The organism is Natrinema sp. 1APR25-10V2, assembly GCF_031626495.1.
Lineage (GTDB): Archaea > Halobacteriota > Halobacteria > Halobacteriales > Natrialbaceae > Natrinema.
On the sequence record NZ_JAMQOJ010000002.1, the window covers coordinates 427,898 to 450,598 of the forward strand.

At 63.9% G+C, this 22,701-nt stretch carries 18 protein-coding genes and 1 pseudogene; 8 read left to right on the plus strand and 11 right to left on the minus strand.

Annotated elements, in window-relative coordinates:
* Positions 1-35: 35 nt before the first annotated feature.
* Positions 36-1,259: a helix-turn-helix domain-containing protein gene (locus NDO75_RS07875; RefSeq protein WP_310905604.1), complete on the minus strand. Its 1,224-nt coding sequence runs from the start codon at positions 1,257-1,259 to the stop codon at positions 36-38.
* A 141-nt stretch (positions 1,260-1,400) separates the two neighbouring features.
* On the opposite strand from NDO75_RS07875, the gene mutS reads away from it, so the two are divergent.
* From mutS to NDO75_RS07895, 4 genes are all read left to right on the plus strand, one after another.
* Positions 1,401-4,142: a DNA mismatch repair protein MutS gene (mutS, locus tag NDO75_RS07880; RefSeq protein ID WP_310905605.1), complete on the plus strand. Its 2,742-nt coding sequence runs from the start codon at positions 1,401-1,403 to the stop codon at positions 4,140-4,142.
* Positions 4,143-4,472: 330 nt separating this feature from the next.
* Positions 4,473-4,616: a hypothetical protein gene (locus NDO75_RS07885; protein ID WP_310905606.1), complete on the plus strand. Its 144-nt coding sequence runs from the start codon at positions 4,473-4,475 to the stop codon at positions 4,614-4,616.
* A 126-nt stretch (positions 4,617-4,742) separates the two neighbouring features.
* Entirely contained in the window at positions 4,743-5,198 is a 456-nt protein-coding gene (locus tag NDO75_RS07890) for a YbhB/YbcL family Raf kinase inhibitor-like protein (protein WP_310905607.1), read from the plus strand.
* Positions 5,199-5,270: 72 nt separating this feature from the next.
* Positions 5,271-7,748 (plus strand): bacterio-opsin activator domain-containing protein, encoded by a 2,478-nt coding sequence (locus tag NDO75_RS07895; protein ID WP_310905608.1) that lies wholly within the window; start codon positions 5,271-5,273, stop codon positions 7,746-7,748.
* A gap of 19 nt (positions 7,749-7,767) precedes the next feature.
* Here NDO75_RS07895 and nucS read toward each other — a convergent pair whose 3' ends face one another.
* Positions 7,768-8,511, minus strand: coding sequence for an endonuclease NucS (gene nucS / locus NDO75_RS07900; protein ID WP_310905609.1), 744 nt, complete (start codon positions 8,509-8,511; stop codon positions 7,768-7,770).
* A 115-nt stretch (positions 8,512-8,626) separates the two neighbouring features.
* Here nucS and NDO75_RS07905 point away from each other — a divergent pair, with 115 nt between their 5' ends.
* The gene (locus NDO75_RS07905; protein WP_310905610.1) at positions 8,627-9,187 is read left to right on the plus strand and encodes a hypothetical protein; all 561 of its coding nucleotides are present in this window, start codon (positions 8,627-8,629) and stop codon (positions 9,185-9,187) included.
* A 40-nt stretch (positions 9,188-9,227) separates the two neighbouring features.
* Here NDO75_RS07905 and NDO75_RS07910 read toward each other — a convergent pair whose 3' ends face one another.
* A complete protein-coding gene (locus tag NDO75_RS07910) occupies positions 9,228-9,710 on the minus strand; it encodes a hypothetical protein (RefSeq protein ID WP_310905611.1) in 483 nt (160 codons plus the stop codon).
* Positions 9,711-10,144: 434 nt separating this feature from the next.
* Here NDO75_RS07910 and NDO75_RS07915 point away from each other — a divergent pair, with 434 nt between their 5' ends.
* Positions 10,145-12,079, plus strand: a complete 1,935-nt coding sequence (locus tag NDO75_RS07915; RefSeq protein ID WP_310905612.1) for a beta-CASP ribonuclease aCPSF1 — start codon at positions 10,145-10,147, stop codon at positions 12,077-12,079.
* 279 nt (positions 12,080-12,358) lie between these two features.
* Here the strand turns inward: NDO75_RS07915 and NDO75_RS07920 are convergent, their stop codons facing one another.
* Positions 12,359-14,056: a histidine kinase N-terminal 7TM domain-containing protein gene (locus tag NDO75_RS07920; protein WP_310905613.1), complete on the minus strand. Its 1,698-nt coding sequence runs from the start codon at positions 14,054-14,056 to the stop codon at positions 12,359-12,361.
* Positions 14,057-14,768: 712 nt separating this feature from the next.
* Between NDO75_RS07920 and NDO75_RS07925 the strand changes: the two genes are divergently transcribed.
* The gene (locus NDO75_RS07925) at positions 14,769-15,293 is read left to right on the plus strand and encodes a hypothetical protein (RefSeq protein WP_310905614.1); all 525 of its coding nucleotides are present in this window, start codon (positions 14,769-14,771) and stop codon (positions 15,291-15,293) included.
* A 536-nt stretch (positions 15,294-15,829) separates the two neighbouring features.
* Here NDO75_RS07925 and NDO75_RS07930 read toward each other — a convergent pair.
* Positions 15,830-16,849 carry an endonuclease III gene (locus NDO75_RS07930; protein ID WP_310905615.1) on the minus strand — a complete coding sequence of 340 codons (1,020 nt, stop codon included), beginning with the start codon at positions 16,847-16,849 and terminating at the stop codon, positions 15,830-15,832.
* Between the two features lie 277 nt (positions 16,850-17,126).
* Between NDO75_RS07930 and NDO75_RS07935 the strand changes: the two genes are divergently transcribed.
* Positions 17,127-19,064 (plus strand): MEDS domain-containing protein, encoded by a 1,938-nt coding sequence (locus tag NDO75_RS07935; protein ID WP_310905616.1) that lies wholly within the window; start codon positions 17,127-17,129, stop codon positions 19,062-19,064.
* A 36-nt stretch (positions 19,065-19,100) separates the two neighbouring features.
* On the opposite strand, the pseudogene NDO75_RS07940 reads toward NDO75_RS07935, so the two are convergent.
* The 6 genes and pseudogenes from NDO75_RS07940 to NDO75_RS07965 form a co-directional block, all read right to left on the minus strand.
* A pseudogene (locus NDO75_RS07940) lies at positions 19,101-19,193 on the minus strand (endonuclease III); the annotation flags it as partial.
* Positions 19,194-19,306: 113 nt separating this feature from the next.
* The gene (locus NDO75_RS07945; protein WP_310905617.1) at positions 19,307-19,720 is read right to left on the minus strand and encodes a DUF371 domain-containing protein; all 414 of its coding nucleotides are present in this window, start codon (positions 19,718-19,720) and stop codon (positions 19,307-19,309) included.
* A gap of 59 nt (positions 19,721-19,779) precedes the next feature.
* Positions 19,780-20,154: a hypothetical protein gene (locus NDO75_RS07950; RefSeq protein ID WP_310905618.1), complete on the minus strand. Its 375-nt coding sequence runs from the start codon at positions 20,152-20,154 to the stop codon at positions 19,780-19,782.
* Positions 20,155-20,218: 64 nt separating this feature from the next.
* Positions 20,219-21,562 carry an alkaline phosphatase family protein gene (locus NDO75_RS07955; protein WP_310905619.1) on the minus strand — a complete coding sequence of 448 codons (1,344 nt, stop codon included), beginning with the start codon at positions 21,560-21,562 and terminating at the stop codon, positions 20,219-20,221.
* Positions 21,563-21,700: 138 nt separating this feature from the next.
* On the minus strand, positions 21,701-21,835 hold the full coding sequence (locus NDO75_RS07960; protein WP_310905620.1) for a hypothetical protein: 135 nt from the start codon (positions 21,833-21,835) through the stop codon (positions 21,701-21,703).
* A 132-nt stretch (positions 21,836-21,967) separates the two neighbouring features.
* The gene (locus NDO75_RS07965; RefSeq protein WP_310905621.1) at positions 21,968-22,501 is read right to left on the minus strand and encodes an inorganic diphosphatase; all 534 of its coding nucleotides are present in this window, start codon (positions 22,499-22,501) and stop codon (positions 21,968-21,970) included.
* Positions 22,502-22,701 lie beyond the last annotated feature (200 nt).

Genomic DNA, 22,701 nt, shown 5'->3' on the forward strand with positions numbered 1-22,701 from the left:
CGGTGAACGCAGGACGAGACCCCGGTAGCGCGGCATCAGTCGTCGGCCGGCGCTGGATGCGAGCCGGCGTCCGAGACGGGGTCGTCGACCAGTGCCGCTTCGACCCGCGGCGGAAGCTCGTTGACGACCGAGCGGCCGTCCTTCTCGCGGACGACCAGTTCGTCCTCGGCGAGCGCCGAGAGGTGGTGAGAAACCGTGCTGGGGTCACGCTCGAGTTCGTCCGCGAGCCGACCGTTGTGAGCGCGGCCGAGGTCGGCGAGCGTCTCGAGGACTTCGCGCTTTGCCGACTCCGCCAGGGCGGCCCGCAGTTCGGCGTCGGCGGCGTCGAGGAAGTACCGTCGCTTACCGTTGACCTTCAGCCCGGTCACCAGGTCCTCGTCCTCGAGGATTCGGACGTGGTGGCGAACCGTCGAGAGGGGGATGTCGGTCCGATCGCTGACCCGGGACAGGTAACAGCCGGGTTCGCGCTCGATGACCTCGTAGACGGCCCGGCGACGGTCGTGCTCGAGGGGATCCGAATCGTCGTACTTGCTGTATCGAAACAGCGGCAGGATCTTCCACGGGAGGCTCGAGCCGGCCCGCTGCAGGTCGCCGACGGTCCGGATCTGGCGCAGCCAACCGGCCGTCGCGGTGCTCGCGCTTCCGGCCGCCCCCGACCCGCTGGCGGTACCCGCCGCAGCGCCAGATGCCGTGATCGCGCCGAGCAATCCGACCAGCGCCGCGTCGGCCGCCGTCTCGGCCGGGCTCGGGGTCTCCGACGAACCCGTCTCGTCCCCGCTGCTACCGTCGCCGCGGTTCGAAGGACTGGCCGTTTCCGCGTCGCTCGAGCCGTCGTCGCCACTCGTGGTCCGACCGCCGATCCCAGCCTCGGCACCGACTGACGCGTTGATCGCCGTTCCGTTGACAGTCCCGTTCACGGCTGCGACCGTCGCGTCGACGGTCTCGGTCGTGGTCGAGACGGTGTCGTCGACGACGGCGGTCGTCTCGTTGACGGCCGTCTCCACCGAGTCGTTCGAACCGGATAGCTCGTCGGTCGTGTTCTCGAGGCCGTCGGTCGTCTCGTTGGTCGTGTTCTGGATCGACTCGGACGTCCCGTCGGTGGTGTTGAGGGTGTCGTCGATCGAGCGGGCCGCCGAGTCCGCCAGCGCGGGGCCCCCGCTCGAGACCCCCGCAGCGAGACCCGAGAAGCCGCCGCCGAGGAGCATCATCACGACGAGAACTATGAACGCGCTCACCGTGACCGACGAGGTCGATTCCATACTGATCGTCCGGCCATGCGTGATCGAGCGTAATACGCTTTTTCCGTTCCGTGACAGTCAGGGCCACCGATAGATGCTGTCGTCTCCGCGACGGGGCCGGATCCAGCAAGGTATTTCCGCGTTGGGCGGCCGAATTCGGGTATGGATCCGGCGCTTGGCCCGCCCGAGGCGATGGCCGAGAAACGCGACGAGCTGACGCCCATGATGGCGCAGTACCACGACCTCTGTGCGCGCTACGACGACGCGATCGTCCTCTTCCAGGTGGGGGACTTCTACGAAACCTTCTGCGGCGCGGCCGAACGCACCGCGCGGCTGCTCGAGATCGCCCTGACCAGCCGCGAGGACTCCACCGGCGAGTATCCGATGGCCGGCATCCCGATCGACAACGCCGAGTCGTACATCGAGGAGCTGTTAGAGGCCGGCTACCGGGTCGCCGTCGCCGATCAAGTCGAAGAGCCCGGTGAAACGTCGGGTGTCGTCGAGCGCGCCGTGACCCGCGTCATCACTCCGGGGACGCTCACCGAGGACGAACTGCTCGCGAGCGACGACAACAACTTCGTCGCGGCGATCGCCAGCGACCCCGGATCGAGCCCCGGAGAGAACGACCTCGCGCTCGCCCTGCTCGACGTCTCGACGGGCGACTTCCTCGCGACGAGTTCGACCTCGCGGGAGTCGATCGCCGACGAGATCGGTCGGTTCGATCCCGCCGAAGCCGTCGTCGGTCCCGACGCGCCCGCCGACCTCTTTCCCGAGGACTGCATGGTCACGCCCTACAACCAGTCGGCGTTCGACCGCGGGCGGGCCGGCGAGAAGCTCTCGGCGTACTTCCGCAACCCCGATGCCCTGCTCGCCAGCGACGTCGAAATCCGGGCGTGCGGCGCGCTCCTCTTCTACGCCGAGTACGTCCGCGGCGGCGCACACGAGGGCGAGCGCGGCGAGACGAACGACGGCGACGCGAACGAGAGCGGTGACGGTCCCGGCCCCGCCGAGGGCGACGATAACCGCCTCGAGTATCTCACTCACCTCACGCGGTACGACCCGCGCGAGTACCTGCTACTGGACGCGGTGGCCCTCCGGAGCCTCGAGCTGTTCGAACCGCGCGCGGTCCACGGCCGGGACGACGCGACGCTGGTCGGCGTCCTGGACGAGACCGCGAGTGCGCTGGGCGGACGCAAGCTCAGAGACTGGCTCCGGCGGCCGCTGCTCGAACCCGACCGGATCGAGGCGCGACTCGACGCCGTCGAGGAACTCACGAGCGCGGTCCAGACCCGCGAGCGGCTCCACGACCGGCTGCGGGAGGTCTACGACCTCGAGCGGCTGATCGGTCGGATCTCCCGCGAGCGGGCGAACGCACGGGACCTGCGCTCGCTGCGGGATACCCTCGCCGTCGTCCCCGAGGTCCGCGACGAACTCGCGAACGCGAACTGCGACCGCTTGCAGCGGTTGTACGAGGGCCTCGACCCGCTGACGGACGTTCGCGAACTGATCGAGGACGCGATCGTCTCGGACCCGCCGATCGAGATCACCGAGGGCGATATCATCGCCGAGGGGTACGACGCGGATCTGGACGACCTGCGCGGGACCGCCCGCGACGGCAAGCAGTGGATCGACGACCTGGAGGAGCGCGAGCGAGAGCGAACCGGGATCGACTCGCTGAAGGTCGGCTACAACTCGGTCCACGGTTACTACATCGAGGTGACGAACCCGAACCTCGAGTCGGTGCCCGAGAACTACCAGCGCCGACAGACGCTCAAAAACTCCGAGCGGTTCGTCACGTCGGAACTCAAAGAGCGCGAGGACCAGATCGTCGGCGCGGAGGAACGCGCGGACGAGCGGGAGTACGAACTCTTCTGCGAGGTTCGCCGCGAAATTGCCGACGAAGTCGAGCGCGTCCAGGGGATCGCCGAGGCGCTCGCGACGCTGGACGCACTCGTTTCGCTCGCGACGGCCGCCGCGCAGTACGACTACTGCCGACCCGAGATCCTCGAGCGAGACGGAGAGCGGACGCTCGAGATCGAGGGCGGCCGCCATCCGGTCGTCGAGCGCACTCAGGAGTCGTTCGTCCCGAACGACGCGCGCTTCTCGCGCGACCGACGGCTGGCGGTGATCACGGGGCCGAACATGTCGGGAAAGTCGACGTACATGCGGCAGGTCGCCCAGATCGTTCTGCTCGCCCAGGTCGGTAGTTTCGTCCCCGCCAGCGCTGCTCGACTCACGCCCGTCGACCGCATCTTCACCCGCGTCGGAGCCAGCGACGACATCGCCGGCGGCCGCTCGACGTTCATGGTCGAGATGGACGAACTGGCGACCATCCTCGAGGAGGCCGACGAGCGCTCGCTCGTGTTGTTAGACGAGGTCGGTCGCGGCACCTCCACGGCCGACGGGATGGCCATCGCGCAGGCGATCACCGAACACCTCCACGACGCGGTCGGCGCGACGACGCTGTTCGCGACCCACCACCACCCGCTGACCGAACTCGCCGACGACCTCGCGGACGCCTTCACGCTCCACTTCGAGGTCGACCAGCAGGACGGCGAGGTCGTCTTCCACCACGAGATCGCTCCCGGCGCGGCTACGGGCTCCTACGGGGTCGAGGTCGCGACCGCCGCGGGAGTCCCCGACTCCGTCGTGGATCGGGCACGGACGCTGGTCGCGGACGCGGACGACGAACTCGAGACGAGCGACGAGACCGAAACGGGTGCCGAGACGGACGAGCGGCCGGCGCTCGCGTCGGACGAGAACGCCGCGTCGACGGCCACTGCAGACGGAGGCGACGTACCGACCGACGTGGCCGCGGAACTCCGCGCGCTCGATCTGGCCCACCTCACCCCCGTCGAGGCGCTGACGGAACTCGACCGACTGAAGCGGTTGCTCGAGGAGTGACCCCTCCGGCGGCCATTACTCCCCGGCGAGTGATTTTCGATAGACAAGTATCTCGAACGGATCGCCGAATCCATCGATTCGTTCGCGATGCACCGCTTCGAAACCCTGCGACTCGTACAGCCCGCGGGCCGCGGTCTGTTTCACCATCGTATCGAGGACGATTTCGTCGCTTCCCGTCGACCGAACACGGCGCTCGATACCGTCGAATCGTCAGTGCTGGAGCCACGGTCGAACGTCCGATGCGACGAGTGAAAAATACACTCGAGTGACAGGTGGACAGATTGCGAGGACCTGCAGAACACACAACTGCATCGATAGCGACATACCCGTATGACATATCGAACGACGATCGGCTGGTCGCTCATCTCGTCGGGCATCGTCACGCTGCTGCTGGCGTATCTGCCGGGCAAATCGTGGTGGTGGGGCGTCGGACTCCTCATTCTGGGAATCGCGATCTTCACCGTTCGCCGGTAACGACCCGCCAACCCGGACCGTTCGATCCCGCGACTGACGCGGGGTACGGACGTCGCTCAGTCGACTGCAAGTTTCTTCACCAGCGACGGTGAACGGCCGACGTGACGGCGAACGGAGGTGATCACCGTGACAGAACTCAGACTCGAGAGTCCGGCATTCGACGACGGCGAACGGATCCCCGAGGAGTACGGCTACGCGGAGACGAACGTCAACCCGCCGCTCGAGATCGATGGCGTCCCCGACGACGCCGAATCGCTCGCGCTGATCGTAGACGATCCCGACGCGCGCGAGCCCGCCGGAAAAGTGTGGGACCACTGGATCGTCTGGAATATTCCGCCAGAGACGACGACGATCTCCGACGGATGGACCCCGGACGACGCGACCGAGGGGACGAACGACTTCGGGGAACGCGGCTACGGCGGCCCGAACCCGCCGGATAGGGAACACACCTACCGGTTCCGGCTGTTCGCCCTCGACACGACCCTCGATCTCGGCTCCGACACCGACGCCGATAGCCTCGAGTCGGCGATCGAGGGCCACGTCCTCGAAGCGGCGCATCTCGAGGGGACGTATCCGGCGTAGGAATATGCGTCGGGCAGTGCCAAGACCAATCTTTATCAACACTCGAAGAAACGACCGAAATAACCGAGAACGATGACGACGGGATCGGCCGATACGCTTCTCGTCGGCGAACCAGCGGTCCTCGAGACGGTCGCGGACGACCTTCGAACCGTCGACGCCCGGATCGAGGTTCGGACCGCCGAGACCGTCGACGGCGCGCTCGAGGCGGTCGACGACCGCCTCGACTGCGTCGTCACCGCGTACGAACTGCCCGACGGAGACGGCCTGTCGGTACTGTCGGGGGTCCGCGAGCGCCGGCCCGGTATCCCCGTCATCCTGTACGCCGGCGACGGCAGCGAGGAGGTCGCCAGCGAGGCGATTTCGGCGGACGTGAGCGATTACGTTCCGACCGAGTTGACCGCCGAACGCCCCGACGTGTTGACCAACCGAATCGAGAACGCCGTCACGCACCACCGGACCGAAACCGAACTCGCCGAGCGGGAGCGCCAGCTCTCGACGCTAATCGGCAACCTCCCGGGGGTCGTCTACCGGTCCCGGACTGGCTCGGGCTGGGCAATGGAGGTCCTCCGGGGCGAGTGCGAGGAACTGGTCGGCTACGACTCCGATGCGTTCGTCGACGGGGACGTCTCGTGGGGCGAAGACGTCGTCCATCCCGACGACCGCGAGGACGCGCTCGAGTCGATCCGCCGGCAGCTCACCGAGGGCGACCGCTTCAAGGTGACCTACCGGGTTCGAACGAAGCACGGCGCGCACAAGTGGGTCGAAGAACGCGGCGCGGCCGTCTACGCGACCACCGACGGTGGTGCCGGCGTGAGCGACGAGCCCGGCGTCGGAAACGCCGACTGGATCGACGAGGACGACGGAGATCTGGTCGCCTTCGAGGGGTTCGTCATGGACGTCACCGAACGCGAGCACCGCGAGCGGGAACTCGAGCGCTACGAGACGCTCCTCGAGACGATCCCTGACGGAGCGTACGTCCTCGACGACGCCTACTGTTTCCGGCTGGTCAACGACGCCCTCGTATCGATGACCGGCCGGGACCGAGGGGAACTGCTCGGGTCACATATCTCGACGATCGATACCGAAGCCACGAGCGACATCGAACGGCTGCGCTCGGAACTCGAGGTCGGCACCCGCGACGTTGCGACGATGGAAACCCGAATTCGGCACGGGGACGGCGAAACGTTCCCCGCGGAGGTCCGGTTCACGACGCTGCCGCCCGGCGAAGCCGACCACGGCAAGGGCGGCAGCGATGACCAGTTCACCGGGACCGCCGGCGTGATTCGGGACACGAGCGAGCGCAAGGCCCGCAAACGCCAGCTCGAGCGCCAGCGCGAACAGCTCGCGACGATCAACCACCTTCACTGGGTACAGGAGGACATCACGCGATCGGTGATCGAACTCTCGGCGCGCGAGGAGATGGAACGGCGAGTCTGCGAGCGCCTCGTCGAGACCGACGCCTACCAGTTCGCGTGGATCGGCGGCATCGACCGCGGCTCGAAGACGGTCGAACCGCGAGCGTCCGCCGGGGCCGGCGACGGCTACCTCGAGGAGATTACGATCACGGTCGACGACAGCGACACCGGTCAGGGGCCGGCCGGCGAAGCCGTCCGGACCGGCGAGGTACAGGTCCAGACGGACATCCCGACCGCCCCCGCGTTCGAGCCCTGGCGCGAGCCGGCGCTCGAGCGCGGGTATCGCGCCGTCGCCGCCGTTCCGATCACGTACGGCGGTGCGACCTACGGCGTCCTCGGCGTCTACACCGACCGCGAGGACGCGTTCGAGGGCCGCGAACGGGAGATTCTCGCGGGACTGGGCGAGATTCTCGGCCACGCGATCAGTGCCCGCCAGCGAAAGAAGACGCTGGTGAGCGACGCGGTCCGCGAGATACAGTTCCGGGCAAGCGAGATCGAGTCGCCGCTCGTCTCGGCCTCGGCCGGACACGACTGTACGATCGAGATCGAACGAATGGTACCGGCCGACGAGGACGCGTTCGTTCACTTCCTGTCGGTCGAAGGGATCGACCCCGACGAGTTCGAGGACGCCCTCGCGGCCGCGGCCGGCGTCACGGACGTGACGGCGATCACGCCGACCGGCGACGCGTACCTGTTCGAGGCCACCATCCGCGACCCACCGCTGACGGGGCTGTTCGCCGAACGCGGTGGCCGGCTCCGGTCGGTTCACATCGATGACGGTGACCTCCACTGCGTCGCCGAACTCCCGGCTGACGTCGACGTTCGTGCCACGATCGAGACGATCCGGGAGACGCACCCGGACCTCGAGGTGGTCGCCCAGCGAACCCGTCAGACCGAGGATCGATCCGTCGCGGAGGTTCGCACGCGCGTTCTCGAGTCGCTGACCGACAAGCAACGCCGCGCGCTCGAAACGGCGTACAGTGCCGGGTTCTTCGACTGGCCGCGGGAGCAAAGTGGCGAGGACGTCGCCGAGATGCTCGATATCGCGCCGGCGACCTTCTCCCAGCACCTCCGTGCGGGCCAGCGCAAAGTCATGGAGACGTTGCTCGCGGAGGATTCGGACGGCGACGGCTGATCCGCGCCGCTGCGAGGACTCACTCGGCCGGCGGCTCGAGCGCGACGAACTCGAGGCCGTGGTCGGAGAGCAATCGCCCGGCGCGGTCGGTCACAGACGGCGCGACCAGAATCCCGCGGACGGCGGCGTCGGCGTGCAAGTCCCGCTCGAGGGCGTCGACGTAGCGCCGGAGCTGACTCACCGCGTCGGGGCCGACCCGGCGGCGCTTCAGTTCGACCACGACGGCCCGGCCGGCGTCGTCCTCGCCGTAGATGTCGACGGCACCCGCCGGCGTGTCCCGTTCGGTGGCCAGCGGCGTGAAACCGGCCTCGAGCAGTGCCGGTTCCTCGAGGATCCGCTGGCGAAGGTCCTCTTCCGTGCCGACGAGAGCGAGTTCCGTCTCGTCCGAACCGGAGAACGACGACACCTGCAGCACCTCCCCGAAGCTGACTCGGAGACGCTCGTCCGGCGTCGACCGCAGGCTCTCGATGACGAGCGTGCCGTCGTCGCAGAACGCCTCGTGGTCACAGCCCGGCGGCTGCCAGTTGACCGGCTGCTGACCCTCGTCGGTGTGGACCAGCGCTGCCCCGTCGGGTTTGAGCATGACGTGGCGATCCCCCGCCTCCAGAAAGCTCGTCGCTCGACCGTCGTAGTCGACGGTACAGCGCCCGTAGACGGTGACGATCGCATCGCGGTCGATTCCGCGGACGATCACGTCGCGTGCGGCCGCCGGCGTCGGGTTCTGGAGGGTCTCCGTCCGCTGTTCGTACGCTGAATCGCTCACTGAAACCGGCTACGAGCGGGACGGATAAAAGGTGTCCGTCGGCGGGCGGCTGCGACCGATCGTCGTTCGAGCCGACGCAGAAGGTTCTTCCGCACTCGTCCCCGCGCACGACACGATGTCGAATCTTCCGACCCGTCGCGGTTTCCTCGCGCTGACCGGTACCGGCGCGGCCACGTCGCTCGCCGGTTGTTCGCAACTCGATTCGATCACGGGGAGCGGCTCCGACTCCGGCGAGGCGCTGACCGTCACGGTTCAGCCCGACCAAGAGCAGCTGTCGGCCCTTGAGGAAGAACTCCGGGCCGGCCTCGAGAGCGGAAACGTCAGCCAGCAAGAGGCCCAGCAGCGGTTCCAGGACGCACAGCGAAGCCTGACAGAGGAAGCGGCGGCGACGTTCGAGGAAACCGCCGCGAGCAGCGACGACCTGTCGATCGTCGAGTCCGCCCCGTCCTACGGCTTCTTCCTCGTCGACGGATCGGAAAGGGAGATCGTCGACGCGCTCCGCCGCGGCGAGATCGCCGCGATCTATCCCCGCACCCAGTACGAACAGTTCGCTCAGCGACGGGAGCAACTCGAGCAACAGCGCGAAGCGATGCGCGGTCAGGGAGAGGGTAACACGACGACCGGCGGAAACGAGTCTCCGACGAACGAGTCCAACGATACCGAATCCGAGACGTAGTCGGCTCGAGTGGTCGGTTCTCCGCCACACGACCTGCCTCTCACTCGACGGCGAACGGGCTGTCGCGCTCGACCCAGTCCCAGCCCGGCAGTCGCTCCTGAAAGCCGGCGGCCAGTGCGGCCTCGCAGTCGTCGACGCCGGCGTTTTCGCTCTCACCGCCGTGGTGGTTTACGTCGACGTAGTGGAAGGTGGCCTCGCCGAGCGTCCGCAGGGGCTGGGTGCCGGCGATCGTCGCGGCCAGTTCGCGGCCGAGGAGTTCGTCGACGACGAACCCCGGATAGTCTCCGTCGACGTCGAGGTCTCTGAGAATCGCGACCATCGCGGCGACGTTGACGGCCAGATCACCGTCCGCGAAGACGGCGTCGACCTCTCTGCGATACTGCGCTTCGGTGACCGCGTCAACGTCGGTATCGAAGCGCTCGCCGAGGTCGTCGCGGACCTCGTTGACGAGGGGGACGATCGTCTCGGCTCGAGCGGCGACCCAGTTCCGTTCCTCCCGAACGCGGGCTGGCGTGAGACGCATGTTCGGTGACGACGGATCTGTCCGACAAAACGTTTTACGCGCCGATCGCGGAACGATGATCGAACGATCGCTGACTGTCGCCTGACAGTATCCGCCCGATAGCCCCGATTTTTGCGAAGGCTTTTATACCACGCAAAGAATAGCGTCGAGTAAGCGGGTTCTCCCTGGAATTGTCCCGCACGGACCAGGATAACCGATCCGGGAGCGTGTTCGTCAGGCACGGAGTAGGATACGATGATCCGGACACCGAGACGGAGTGTGAGCTACGTTGTCATCCGTTGGCGACGATACTCACGACCGGTTCCGACGCGATGGCCGCCGAACGGCGGCCGCCACGGGATCGCGTTCCGCTCTCTGTCACCGATCGATAACGCTTCGCCTGCCGCCGCGTGCGGCCCCGGACGACGAGTTCACGCAAGCCACATTGGCGACCTATGAGTACTGTAGAGCAGCAACTCGACGATTTGAAAGCACAGATCACGAGCGAGTTACCGAGCGATATCTCGGTCTCCTCGGTGAAATACGAGGGCCCCGAACTGGTGGTCTACACTCGCGATCCGAAGAAATTCGCCCAGCAGGGCGATCTCATCCGCCAGCTCGCGAGCAAGCTCCGCAAGCGGATCACCGTCCGACCGGACCCCAGCGTCCTCTCGCGGCCCGAACAGGCCCGCGAGGAGATCATGGACGTCATCCCCGAAGACGCGGGCGTAACCGATCTCGACTTCCACGCCGACACCGGCGAGGTCGTCATCGAGGCCGAAAAGCCCGGCATGGTGATCGGCCGGCACGGCTCGACGCTTCGCGAGATCACCAAGAACGTCGGCTGGACGCCCGAAGTCGTCCGCACGCCGCCGATCGAGTCCTCGACCGTCTCGAACGTCCGCAGCTTTCTCAAGCAAGAGCGCGACGATCGACGCGACATTCTCGAGAAAGTCGGCCGACAGATCCACCGCGAGGAGATGTCCGACGACGAGTACGTCCGCATCACGACGCTGGGCTGCTGTCGCGAGGTCGGCCGCGCCTCCTTTATCCTCTCGACGCCCGAGACGCGGATCCTCATCGACTGCGGCGACAAACCCGGTGCCGAAGACGAGGTGCCGTATCTCCACGCACCCGAGGCCCTCGGCGCGGGCCCACAGACCATCGACGCGGTGGTGCTAACCCACGCCCACCTCGACCACTCCGCGCTGATCCCGCTCCTGTTCAAATACGGCTACGACGGCCCGATCTACTGTACCGAACCGACACGGGACATGATGGGGCTGCTGACGCTGGACTATCTCGACGTCGCCGCCAAAGAAGGTCGCGCCCCGCCCTACGAGAGCGAGCAGGTCCGCGAGGCGATCAAACACTGCATCCCGCTCGAGTACGGCGACGTCACCGACATCGCGCCCGACGTCAAACTCACCTTCCACAACGCAGGTCACATCCTCGGCTCGGCCGTCTCGCACTTCCACATCGGGGACGGCCTCTACAACGTCGCCTTCTCCGGCGACATCCACTACGAGGACACCCGCCTGTTCAACGGCGCGGTCAACGACTTCCCGCGCGTCGAGACGCTGGTGCTCGAGTCGACCTACGGCGGCCGCAACGACTACCAGACCGATCAGGAGGACTCCGAGCGCAATCTCAAGGAGATCATCAACGACACCTACGACGAGGGCGGGAAGGTCGTCATCCCCGCGTTCGCGGTCGGCCGCTCCCAGGAGATCATGCTCGTCTTAGAGGAGGCGATGCGAAACGGCGACATCCCCTCGATGCCGGTCCATCTCGACGGGATGATCTGGGAGGCGACGGCGATCCACACCACCTACCCCGAGTACCTCCGCGACGACCTGCGAGATCGGATCTTCCACGAGGACGAGAACCCGTTCCTCGCCGAGGAGTTCAACCACATCGACGCCGGCGAAGAGGAACGTCAGGAGGTCGCCGACGGCGACTCCTGCATCATCCTCTCGACCTCCGGGATGGTCACCGGCGGCCCGATCATGTCTTGGCTCTCCCATATCGGCCCGGACCCGGACTCGACGCTCGTCTTCGTCGGCTACCAGGCCCAGGGAACCCTCGGGCGGCGCATCCAGAACGGCTGGGACGAGATCCCCACCAGCGAAGTCGGCGCCATGGGCAACGGCGGCGGCCGCGGCACCCTCTCGCTGAACATGGACGTCGAGACCGTCGACGGCTTCTCCGGCCACGCCGACCGCGCCGGCCTCGAGAACTTCGTCAAGACGATGAACCCGCGTCCCGAGAAGGTGCTCTGTGTCCACGGCGACGAGCGCTCCACGCAGGACCTCTCCAGCGCGCTCTATCACAACTACGACATGCGCACCTTCGCGCCGAAGAACTTGGAGACGTTCCGCTTCCTCTGAACAGTTCGGAGGACCACAAATCGCGTCGTGATTTTTGAGTTCCCACGCGCTCGCTCCGTGGCTTCGCCGTCTTCTCGCGGACGTTGGCCGCTCGAATGGCCGTAAAGCGTTGCGCCACGGGATTTCGATTCGAGGTCGGGGAGCGACCTCACACCGCTTCCCCGTGTCGTGGCTACCGGAGCGTCCGCGGCGTTCCGGTCACCCGAAAATCTTCGATTTCCGCAGGCCGCCAGGCCCGTACGGTCGGCCTGCCCTCTCCCGTGACGCGAACGTCGACGGTCATTCCCGGAGCGCCTCTGGACACTCCTGTCGGGCCCCGGCTTTCGGGAGTTCGACGACGAAGGCCGTGCCACCTTCCTCGGCAGTTTCGACCCATACGTCGCCGCCGTAGCCCTCGACGAGGGTATCGACCAGGTAGAGGCCGATACCGGTGCCCTCGCTCTCGAGGCCTTTCTGACCGCGTCCGAAGATTTCGTCCCGTTGCTCCTCGGGCACACCGGGGCCGTTGTCCGCGACGCGGATCGAGACGGTTTCGTCTCGTTCCGCGATCGAAAGCACCACGCGTGGGGAGTCCGCGTCGTTGTGTAGCACGGCGTTGTTGAGGAGGTTCGTGAACACGGACGACAACATCTCGTTGGCCCGGACCGTGACGTCGGTCGGCAGTTCATCATCGATACGGAACGCCGCGTCAGGGTAGCTGGTTCGCGCTTTCTCGAGTTGGTTCCAGACGACGGGCATCAAGTGAACGGGTTTGAGGTCCAGATCGCCGTCGGTGGTCAGCGTTTCCACGAGATCACCGACGACCTGCGTGAGGTTGACGACGTGATCGCTACTCTCGAGCATCAACTCGAGGTGTTCCTCGCCGTCGGGGTCGACGTAGTCAGCGAGGAGTTCACCACGACCGATGACCACGTTCATCTCGTTTCGAATGTCGTGGCGAACGATCCGATTGAGGACGGTCAGTTCCCGTTCCCGGTTTTTCAGTTGTGTAATGTCCCGGAGGACAATCAACTGGCCGGTCTGTCTCCCTCGGGAGTCCGTTAGTGGCGACAGCTGGATGGCGAAGTGTCTAGTCTCGCCGTCGATTTCGACCGTCCATTCTGTTGGGGCGTCGGCCGTGTCGTCAAGCCCGGAAAACGGGGATGAGGGGAACGCCGCCGCGAGCGAGTCTCCGATCGATATCTCGTTGCCGGCGAGTCGTTTGGCCGAGGGATTCGCGTCGACGATCCGATTCGCCGCGTTGACGACGAAGACGGCGTCTTGCATGTTGTCGATCACTTTCGTCCGCGCGACGGGGACGATATCGAGGAGCTGTAATCGGTCCACTGCGACGTAGAAGCCGACGACTTTCACCGTGCTCGTCAGGGCGAGCGTATCGACGGGAACGAACCCGCGCCACCAGACGAGCAGTCCGACCGTGACGAACAGTATCGTCGCAATGAGGACGCCCGCTTGCTTTTCGAACCCCGGGAGCGAGTGGAGCAGTCGGATCAGGAGGTAGACTGCGAGACCGAGATACGCAATCATGGTCACGGCGTAAATCCAGTACAGCGGTTCGAACGTGGGAACGAGGAGTCCGGTCACCGGGTCGATCGATGCGGTGTACACCCACTCGTGACGATAGTTCGTCCACGCCGCAAACTGGACCAGGACCGGAACGACGGCGAGTGCCGCCCCGTTTCGATACGTTATATACTCCTCGTTGTTGGTGTACTCGACCGCCATGAGCAGATAGCCGATCCCCATAAACGATCCCGCGACGAACCGCCAGTTCCACCAGAAGAGTTTCGTCGACTCCGCCGTCGCGAACAACTGAAGCGACACCGTCACGGAGAGGATGATCACTCCAGCGATGTCCAGAAGGAACCCTTTCGCACCCCGCCGGTGACGGTGTTGCCAGATCGTACTCAACAGCACGGTACAGACGACCGCCGCGGTAATATACGGGAGCGCTATTGGCGTGAATTCGTACGTCATGTTCGGGTAGAAACCCTATGTATGTCAGTTTCGCCCCCTCGAGCAGCCGACAACTGTCGCGCCTCTTTGTCGACCGGTTGGTAGCGCTGGCCGTTCGTGCACGAACATACTCGCGGTGTGCCGGCCGAAATAGGAGACATTAAACACAGCGTTTTTCGTTTGACACCGAGTATCACCTTCCGAATTGCATTAACGTTGTGGCAGTGAAGGAGCTCCACCGGACATTCGGGGAGAATCGATTCCGACTGTCGTCCACACCGTCGGCGTCTCGGCGGGCACTCTTTCGTCCGCCATCCACCGCCAGACGGCGACTACCGTGGCTGCGATTCGGATCGGGAACGCGACCACGAGCCGCGACCGCTGTCAGCGCTACGCTCGCGAGCAGCGAAGCATCCCATAACGGTATTCTATCGCCTTTTGACTAATTGTTTTCCAGATACCTTCTGAGGCCATCGATAGTCGTACAGCGGGCTCTTCATAGCCAACGTACCAACGGTCCTTGTCCGTGAACTCCCCCGTCACACGCCGGGTGTTTTCCTCCATCGATTATTGGCCCCGCCGTTCGGGATGAGCGGTCGGAAGACTTGCGCTTAACCGGCAAGTGAAATAGTCTTCTTCGCACCCATGTTGAATGATATCATGGGGCAAGGTTTTGGTGTTACAGGCTGTAGCATCCACTTGCTCTACGATGTAGAGCGAGAGGTGAAAGTCCATGCCACGACACCCAGACCGGCGAACCGTCTTGCAAACGACCGGGGGGCTCCTCGCTGGGGCGACGGTGTTTACTGGCACCAGTGGTGCACTTCCAGACAGGCCGTTTCGAATAGACATCAGACAGGAATCGCTAAACCCCAACAAGAAGGGTGTCGTCCCCATCGAAGTGGCGTTTCCCCGGGACACCTTCTCCGGGGACGTCTCCTTCTCGGAGGAGACCTTCGTTGGGGTTCACGACGACAACGACGTCCCCGAGGAGAAGGCATTCCAAGAGGAAGGCGAAGAGGTGATTATCGCCAACGACGAGGCCGTAGCCACCCCGGAAAAGGTGAACGACTTCGGGAACCCGCACGACCCGACGCGGCGGTATGTGATGACGTTCGACAACGAGGAAATCCTCTACCCCGAGGGCACTTTGGACGATGGCCTGGTCACGCTGGGACTCGGCGTGTTCTCAGATGGTACTGCTGTCCCGGACGTTAGCTGGGCCACCGCTTCCTGTCCCGGGCATCGCGACTACTGAACCTGACCGAAGAACGGTGAGCGCCTATGCCACGACACACCGGGGCGCAGTCACAGCCCATGTTACCGGCGGCTGATGCGTGGGGGGACTACAACAGTCCGTCCGACGGCACATTCTGTGTATAGCGAGATTTTCATATATTGGGGTACGGTTTGACAAACACTCTCCAGCTACCTCGCGCTTAACGGGCAAGTAAAATAGTCTTCTTCGTACCTATGTTGGATGATAACATGGGTCAAGGATTGATGTTGCAGGTTGGAGCATCCACTTGCGCTACCATGTAGAGCGAGAGGTGAACACCCATGCCCCGATATACCGACGGGCGGACCGTACTGAAAACGACCGGGGCGTTTCGTCGCCAGGCAGGCCTAAAGTTTAATTGATGGAAACGCCCGACCTCGCACCCCAATATTGGTAACATATATTACATTATGGACAACGGTCTGACCAAGATTATCCGGCTATCCGGGTGGGCCGTCTTCGTGGTGCCCTGGGTTCGTGCGTTTAAAAAACGGCATTCAGCCCAGCGTCCTGGATTACTCCTCGTCGTTTGATACTGTTTCTGCAGGGTCAACGACGGTCCCGGATTCGATGTCGACCCCGACCCTGTCACAGAGGTCGAAGAGCGGACACGCCTCCGGCCCTTCGAGACAGGCCGGTTTCCTCGCCGTACAGTACTCCCGGCCGAATTGAATCGTCGCAGTATGGCCGAAACCGCATTTCTCGGGAGGCACACCACCATGGGCAAAGGTAATCTCCTCTCCATCAACTACGTAGGTACCTCCGTTGTGGAACTCGTGTTCATCTGACTGGCAATCCCCGTTATAACGTTTTGCTATCTCTTGTCGTCCGAAGCCGCACTCGGCCGCGGGCACGTCGCGCTCGAGGACAGCACGAACCCCCTCGTGGTCTGCTGCGGGTGGCGCGATCCCCATGCGCCGGTAGATCCGGTGGACGTGCGTATCGACGGGGAAGACACCGCCGCGGCCACCCGAAAAGAGCAGCACGCAGTCGGCCGTTTTCGGGCCGACGCCGCGGACTTCGAGGAGCGTGTCGCGAACCGTTTCGGGGTCCTCGTCCGTGACGAATGCGTCGAAGGCAGCGGCAGAGCCGAACCGCTCGAGGACCCACGCTGCGGTGTCGATGATGATCTCCGACTTCTGGTTGTAGAGCCCGGCGGAGCTGATCGTCTCGGCGAGCGTCGACTGCTCGGCGTTCGCGAGCGATTCCGCGAGATCGACATCGTTCGCTCGCGGTTGCCCGCCCGCACCGTGTGCGTCGCCGTGCGAATCGCTTTCCGTGTAGCGCTCGAGCAACGCGTCGTGGGCTGGTTGGCTCGCCTTGTCGCTGGTGTTCTGACTCAGAATCGTTCGGACGAGACAGATGAAGGCGTCCTGTCCGCCGTAGGTCTTCTGCCAGTAATCACGCTGCGAGTCGATATCCGTTATCGAAGTATCCTGCTCGGGAGCGACCCCGATGTTTTCGCTCGGACACGGCGAGTACGTCTCGGCGTACAAGTCCCAGAGACGATCGACGACCCGTTCCGCTCGCGTCATACTCGGTCAGTAGAGTCCGTGCAAAATAGCTCCCACGATAGCCTTAAAACTCGTTTCCGACACCGAATGTAATGGATCGCCACTGTGCGAAAAAATGCCACGACGACTTTTTCCCTGCCGCTCTTCACCATTCGCTGTATGATCGAACCACCACTACTGCCGACCGGGTCTGCGAGTGCAGATGGGCAGGCAGTCTCTTCCTCTCTCAGTTACGATCTATTTCTCGATCACGGTCATTCGAGTACCGGACGCTCTGGTTCGAGAGTTGGGATGAGATATGAGTAAAAACGCCTCCACGAACGAAATATCGGGCGAGTCAGGACCCCTCACGAGCGCGTTCGAGGCTCTCCAGTCGAGCCCGGAGTTCCGTGGGCCGGTCGAACCCCTCGAGGACCACGAGCATGCCCATGCGAACGACCACTTCGCGCTGATCTACGAGTCCCAAGAGGAACAGTTCGCCACCGCGATTCCGTTTCTCCGACAAGGACTTGAGCGCAACGAGCGGTGTCTGTATATCACCTACGAGAATTCCCGTGAGGAAATCCTCGAAGCGATGCGAGACTACGGGATCGATGTCGATACCGCCCTCCGTTCGGGCCAACTCTCCATTCACGACGAGGAGGAAACCTACCTCCGGAACGAGACGTTCGACGCCGACGAGACGGTCGATTTCATCGACGCCGCCATCGAGGAAGCTACTGCGGAGTACGAGGCGCTCCGTCTGACCGGCGAAATGAGCAGCGTCTTACAGGAAGATCCCGAGGGGACGGAACTCGTCAAATGCGAAGCCAAGGCCAATTACCTCTTCGACGATGCGGACGGCATCGCGCTCTGCCAGTACAATCGGAACCGATTCCCGTCGGACGTCATCCACGACGTCATCAGCACCCATCCGCTTCTCATCCACGACGAGCGAGTCAGCTACAACGTCTACTACACACCACCCGGGGAGTTCTTCGGTCCCGAGAAGACTACCCGCGAGGTCGACCGCCAACTCGGGGCGCTTCGAGACCAGACCGACACGAAAGTCAGAGTCCAGCAGCGCGAGCGCTTCCTCCGAGAAAGTCACGAGATCACCGCTGAGCCAGAACTCGACTTCGAAGAGAAACTCGGGAAACTTCTCAATCTCGTGCGTGAACGGCTGGATCTCGATGCGGCCGGACTGACTCATCTCCCGTCGTGGAACGACAAATTCCTCAACGAGTATACCATCAGGTACGGGGACGAGTCGGGCGAGGTATGGACCGATCCCGGAGAGGGATGTTACTGCAGGGAGGTCATCGAGAGCGACGAACCAGTCGGAATGGCGGACGTCCGCGGGACCGACTGGGAGGACGACGAGATCTACCGAGAGCACGGTCTCACGTGTTATCTCGGGACGAAAGTGATGAACGGTGCCACGCCGTACGGAACGCTGTGGGTCGGGAGTACGGAGCCGCGCGACAGCGAGTTCACGGAGACCGAGCGGATGTTCCTCAAATTGATCGGGCAGTGGGTGAGCTACGAGGTCGAACGAGAGGAGCGAGAACAGTCGCTCAAAGAATCGAACGAACGACTCGAGCAGTTCGCGTACGCCGCCTCTCACGACTTACAGGAACCGCTGCGAATGGTCTCGAGCTACCTGCAACTCATCGAAAACCGGTACGGTAACGCCTTCGACGAGGACGGCGAGGAGTTCCTCGCGTTCGCCGTCGATGGTGCCGACCGAATGCGTGAGATGATCGACGGCCTGCTCGCGTACTCGCGGATCGAAACGCAGGGCGAGCCGTTCGAACTGGTCGAGTTCGAGACCGTTCTCGACGACGTGCTCGATGATCTCCAACTACAGATAGAGGAGACCGACGCAGAGATCACGGCTGACGAACTTCCTCGCGTAAAGGGCGACGGCAATCAACTCCGCCAGGTCCTTCAAAACCTCTTGGACAACGCGATCACCTACAGCGGCAGTTCGTCCCCCCGCATTCATATCGATGCGAAACGGCGAGAGCAGGAGTGGGTGATCTCGGTCCACGACAACGGGATTGGTATCGAATCGGCTAATCAGGACCGTATCTTCGATATTTTTGATCGATTACACACTCGTGACGAGTGCGACGGAGCGGGAATCGGACTGGCGCTCTGTCAGCGGATCATCGAGCGTCACGATGGTGAGATGTGGGTCGAGTCCGAGCCCGACGAGGGGTCGACCTTCTCGTTCACGCTCCCCGCGATGTGATCGGAAGTACAGTCTGATCACTATCTTCCTTGTCTACGATTGCTGCCAGTACAGTTCGCCCAGTCGGTCGACGACCAGTTCCGCGCGGGTATCCGCGGTCGACGAATCGAACTCGGCCGCCGCACCGCCGCTGCTGTTCTCGGCTCACTCCGGATCGTCACGTTGGATCGTAGACGGTAAAACAACGGCGGACCCGTCGGCGACTCGAGCCGGGAAGCGCCCACTACTGCTGTCGACAGCGCTCACTCGACAGAAATCGTCACCGTCGCCTCGGCGCCGTCGGCCAGCGCCGCGACGAGGTCGCGATCGAACCCCTCGGCTGCGAACTCGGCTCCGACTACGATCGTCCGATCGTCGACGTAGTCGCTTGTCCGACCGACCGCGCTGCGCTCGTTGGTGAACTCGAGGGCGGGATCGCCCCGACCGGTCACGGATTCGCGGTGGCCGTCGGCCTCGATCTCGACCGCGATCGTCGCGTCTCGGTCCTGACAGGCCGCGACGAACTCGGGATCGAAGTCTGCCGGGGCGCGATCGGCGTCGATCGCGAGGATGCAGTCGCCGGCGGGGGTGAGGAAGTCGTCGGTCGTCACCTCGAAGGTGCTCGCGTGCTCGGCCGAGACGTGCTCGTGGCCGCGGGCGTGGATCACTTCTTCCATGCGTGGCGGTTCGGTGCCGGCCGGAAAACGGAATCGAATCGGGTCGCTCCCGTGACGGCTCACGAGGTCGACTGATAGCCGGCACGGAACTCGCGAACGCCCGCACCGAGGGCGTTTCCGAGGACGAGGACGAGGACGAGGAGAATCGCGACGATTCCGCCGCTCCACTCCGCGTTCGGGGATCCCGTCGCGACGCCACCGATCAGGACGACCGCCCCACCGGCGACCGCGAGGCCGGCCAGGCCCAGTTGCAGCCTCGAGCTGCTGCGACGCGAGAGCAGGTACTGGGGGAGGCCGACGCCGACGGTCAGGTAGATGGCGATCCCGACGGGCGTGACGCCGAGAACGGCCGGACTGGCGGTGATCGCACTGACGATGCCGGCGAACAGGACCGACAGCGTGAGACAGCCGCCGACGAAGAGGCCGTTTCTCATCGTGCGTCGTTCACGAGCGCTGAAAATAAATCCGGCGACGGCGAGGACGGATCGGCAGTGGCGACTAGACCAGACTCGCGCCGTCGAACTCGCTGCGGCCGTAGTCGATGTCCATCAGCTCGAGGATCGTCGGCGTGATATCGAACAGGTCGGCGTTCTCGATCGTTGCGTCGGGGCTGTCGATGTACAGCGACGTGTTGTCGAAACTGTGCATCCCGTTTCGCGGTCCGGTGTCGAAGATTTCGGCGTCGCCCTTGAATCCGGACTTGAGGTCGAAGCCCTTGTTCGGAATCGCGACCAGATCGGGTGCGATGTCGTCGTGATCGCCGCGGAAGGCTGCCTCCTTCTCGACGACCCGGTCGACCACCTTGTTACCGTTCGGCCCCTCGAGCGCCTCGAGGTCGGCCTTGAGCTCGTCGCGAACGGCGTCGTACTCGTCCTCGGGGACGGAGCCGCGGGGTTCCCGGCCCTCGAGGTTGATGTAGAAGCGGCCGGGAATGAAGGAGTAGGCCTTGGTGTCGTCGGAAATATCGCCGAGTTCCTCGGGATCGTCCGTCCGGAAGGAGAGCCACCCCTCCTCTCGGAGCCACTCGTTGAAGTGGACCTCGTAGTCGAGGCTGGTGAAGCCGTGGTCGGAGGCGACGATCATGGTGACGTCCTCGGGCAACGCCTCGCGTAGTCGGCCGATGTAGTCGTCGACCTTCCGATAGAACTCGATGAACTCGTCCTTGTACTCGCCGTCTCGCTCGTAGTCTTTGAACAGGAAGTGGTTGACACGGTCGGTCGTCATGAAGACGCCGAAGAACAGGTCCCAGTCGTCCTCCTCGATGTAGTGTTTGAAGGCCTCGAACCGGGCGTCGACGGTGGCGTGGGCGTCCTCGATGAACTCGGACTTGTCGTCCTGATGGCCGAGTTTCGGGTTGACGTCGATTCGGTAGTCGAGCGTCTCCAGGTACTCGCGAACCTCGTCGGGGTAGGCGGCCTTCTCGAGGCCGGGGGAGAGGAAGCCCGAAACCATCCGCTGGACGTTGCGCTGGGGCGGGAAAGTGACGGGAACGTTCAGCACGGTGGCCTTGCGGCCCTCCTCCTGAACGCGGTCCCAGACGCGGTCGGCCTGGACTTCCCGGCCCATCGGGACGTAGGTGTCGTACGTTCCGACTTCGCGGTCCTGAAAGCCGTAGACACCGGTTTCACCGGGGTTGACGCCAGTCGTCAGCGACGGCCAGCAGGCGCTGGATTCGGGCGGGACGATGCTCGAAATCTCGCTCGCCGTTCCCTCGTCGGCGATCGCGGCGAAGTTGGGAAACAGTTCCTCGTTCTCCGACAGGAGACTATACGGCACGCCGTCGACCCCAATAAATGCGACCCGGGGATCGCCGTCGCCCCGCAATCGATCGAACAGACCCATAGACGGACGTAGTCCGACCGCATACAAGAAGGTTCGTTTCGAGATAGTGTTTTGCGAATTGCTGACATGCCTTGGCATGCCAACCGGCGGCCGTCGATCCCGTCGGGAACCGCGGCCGTTAGACTGTCGGGAGGTCGGTTACTCGTCCCGTCCGCTGGAGTTCTCGGGATCGAAGTTGGTTGGCACGACCGTGAGGTGGGCCATACCGACGCCGTCGTCGGTCGTATCGTCGGCGGGCGGTGACGTTCGTGGGGACGAGTCGGATGCTGCCATACAGGCAACAGTACGGCAGGAGCGGTCATAAAATTACCCATGCTCATAATGCATGCGCCGAACGGGCCGGAATAACTCTCGGGAATCTATCGTGGAAGCGGTACAGAAAAACCGCGTTACGGCCGCGAGTCGCTACTGGAAGTTCTCTTCGTAGAGTTCCTGGGCGTGCTCGATCGCGTCGTAGGCGGCCTGCTTGTCCTCCCAGCCCTGCGTCTCGACTTCTTTTCCTTCTTCCAAGTTCTTGTACGTCGCGAAGAACTCGTCGATCTCGTCGAGTTCTTGCTGGGGGATGTCCTCGAGGTCCTCGATGTGATCGTAGCGCGGATCTTCGGAGGGGACCGCGATGACTTTGTCGTCTTGCTCGCCGTCGTCGTCCATCTTCATCAGCGCGACGGGGCGGGCCTCGATGACGCAGCCGGGGAACGTCTGATCCTCGACGAGGACGAGGACGTCGAAGGGGTCCTCGTCGTCGTAGTACGACTGCGGGATGAAGCCGTAGTCGCTAGGGTAGTGGACATTACTGTGGAGCACACGATCGAGGACGACGCCCGGAACGTCCTTGTCGTACTCGTACTTGTTCCGCTCGCCCTTGAGACACTCCACGACGGCGTAGATCTCTTCGGGTGGGTTCGGTCCGGTCTCGAGGTCTTCCCAGAGGTTGACCATGTACCGGAAACTCCACCGTCGATCAAAAAGTACTTTCGTAATCGAGTGTCACTACCCAAGTGACGGTTGCCAGATCCCCGACAGACACGAATCGGACACGTTCCACCAGTGTCCGGCCGCATAGCGGTCAGTAGCGGGCTGTCTGACCGGCTGATACGAAGGAATAGTTGACAAGTCTTAAATAGTCTGGTGACATTTAC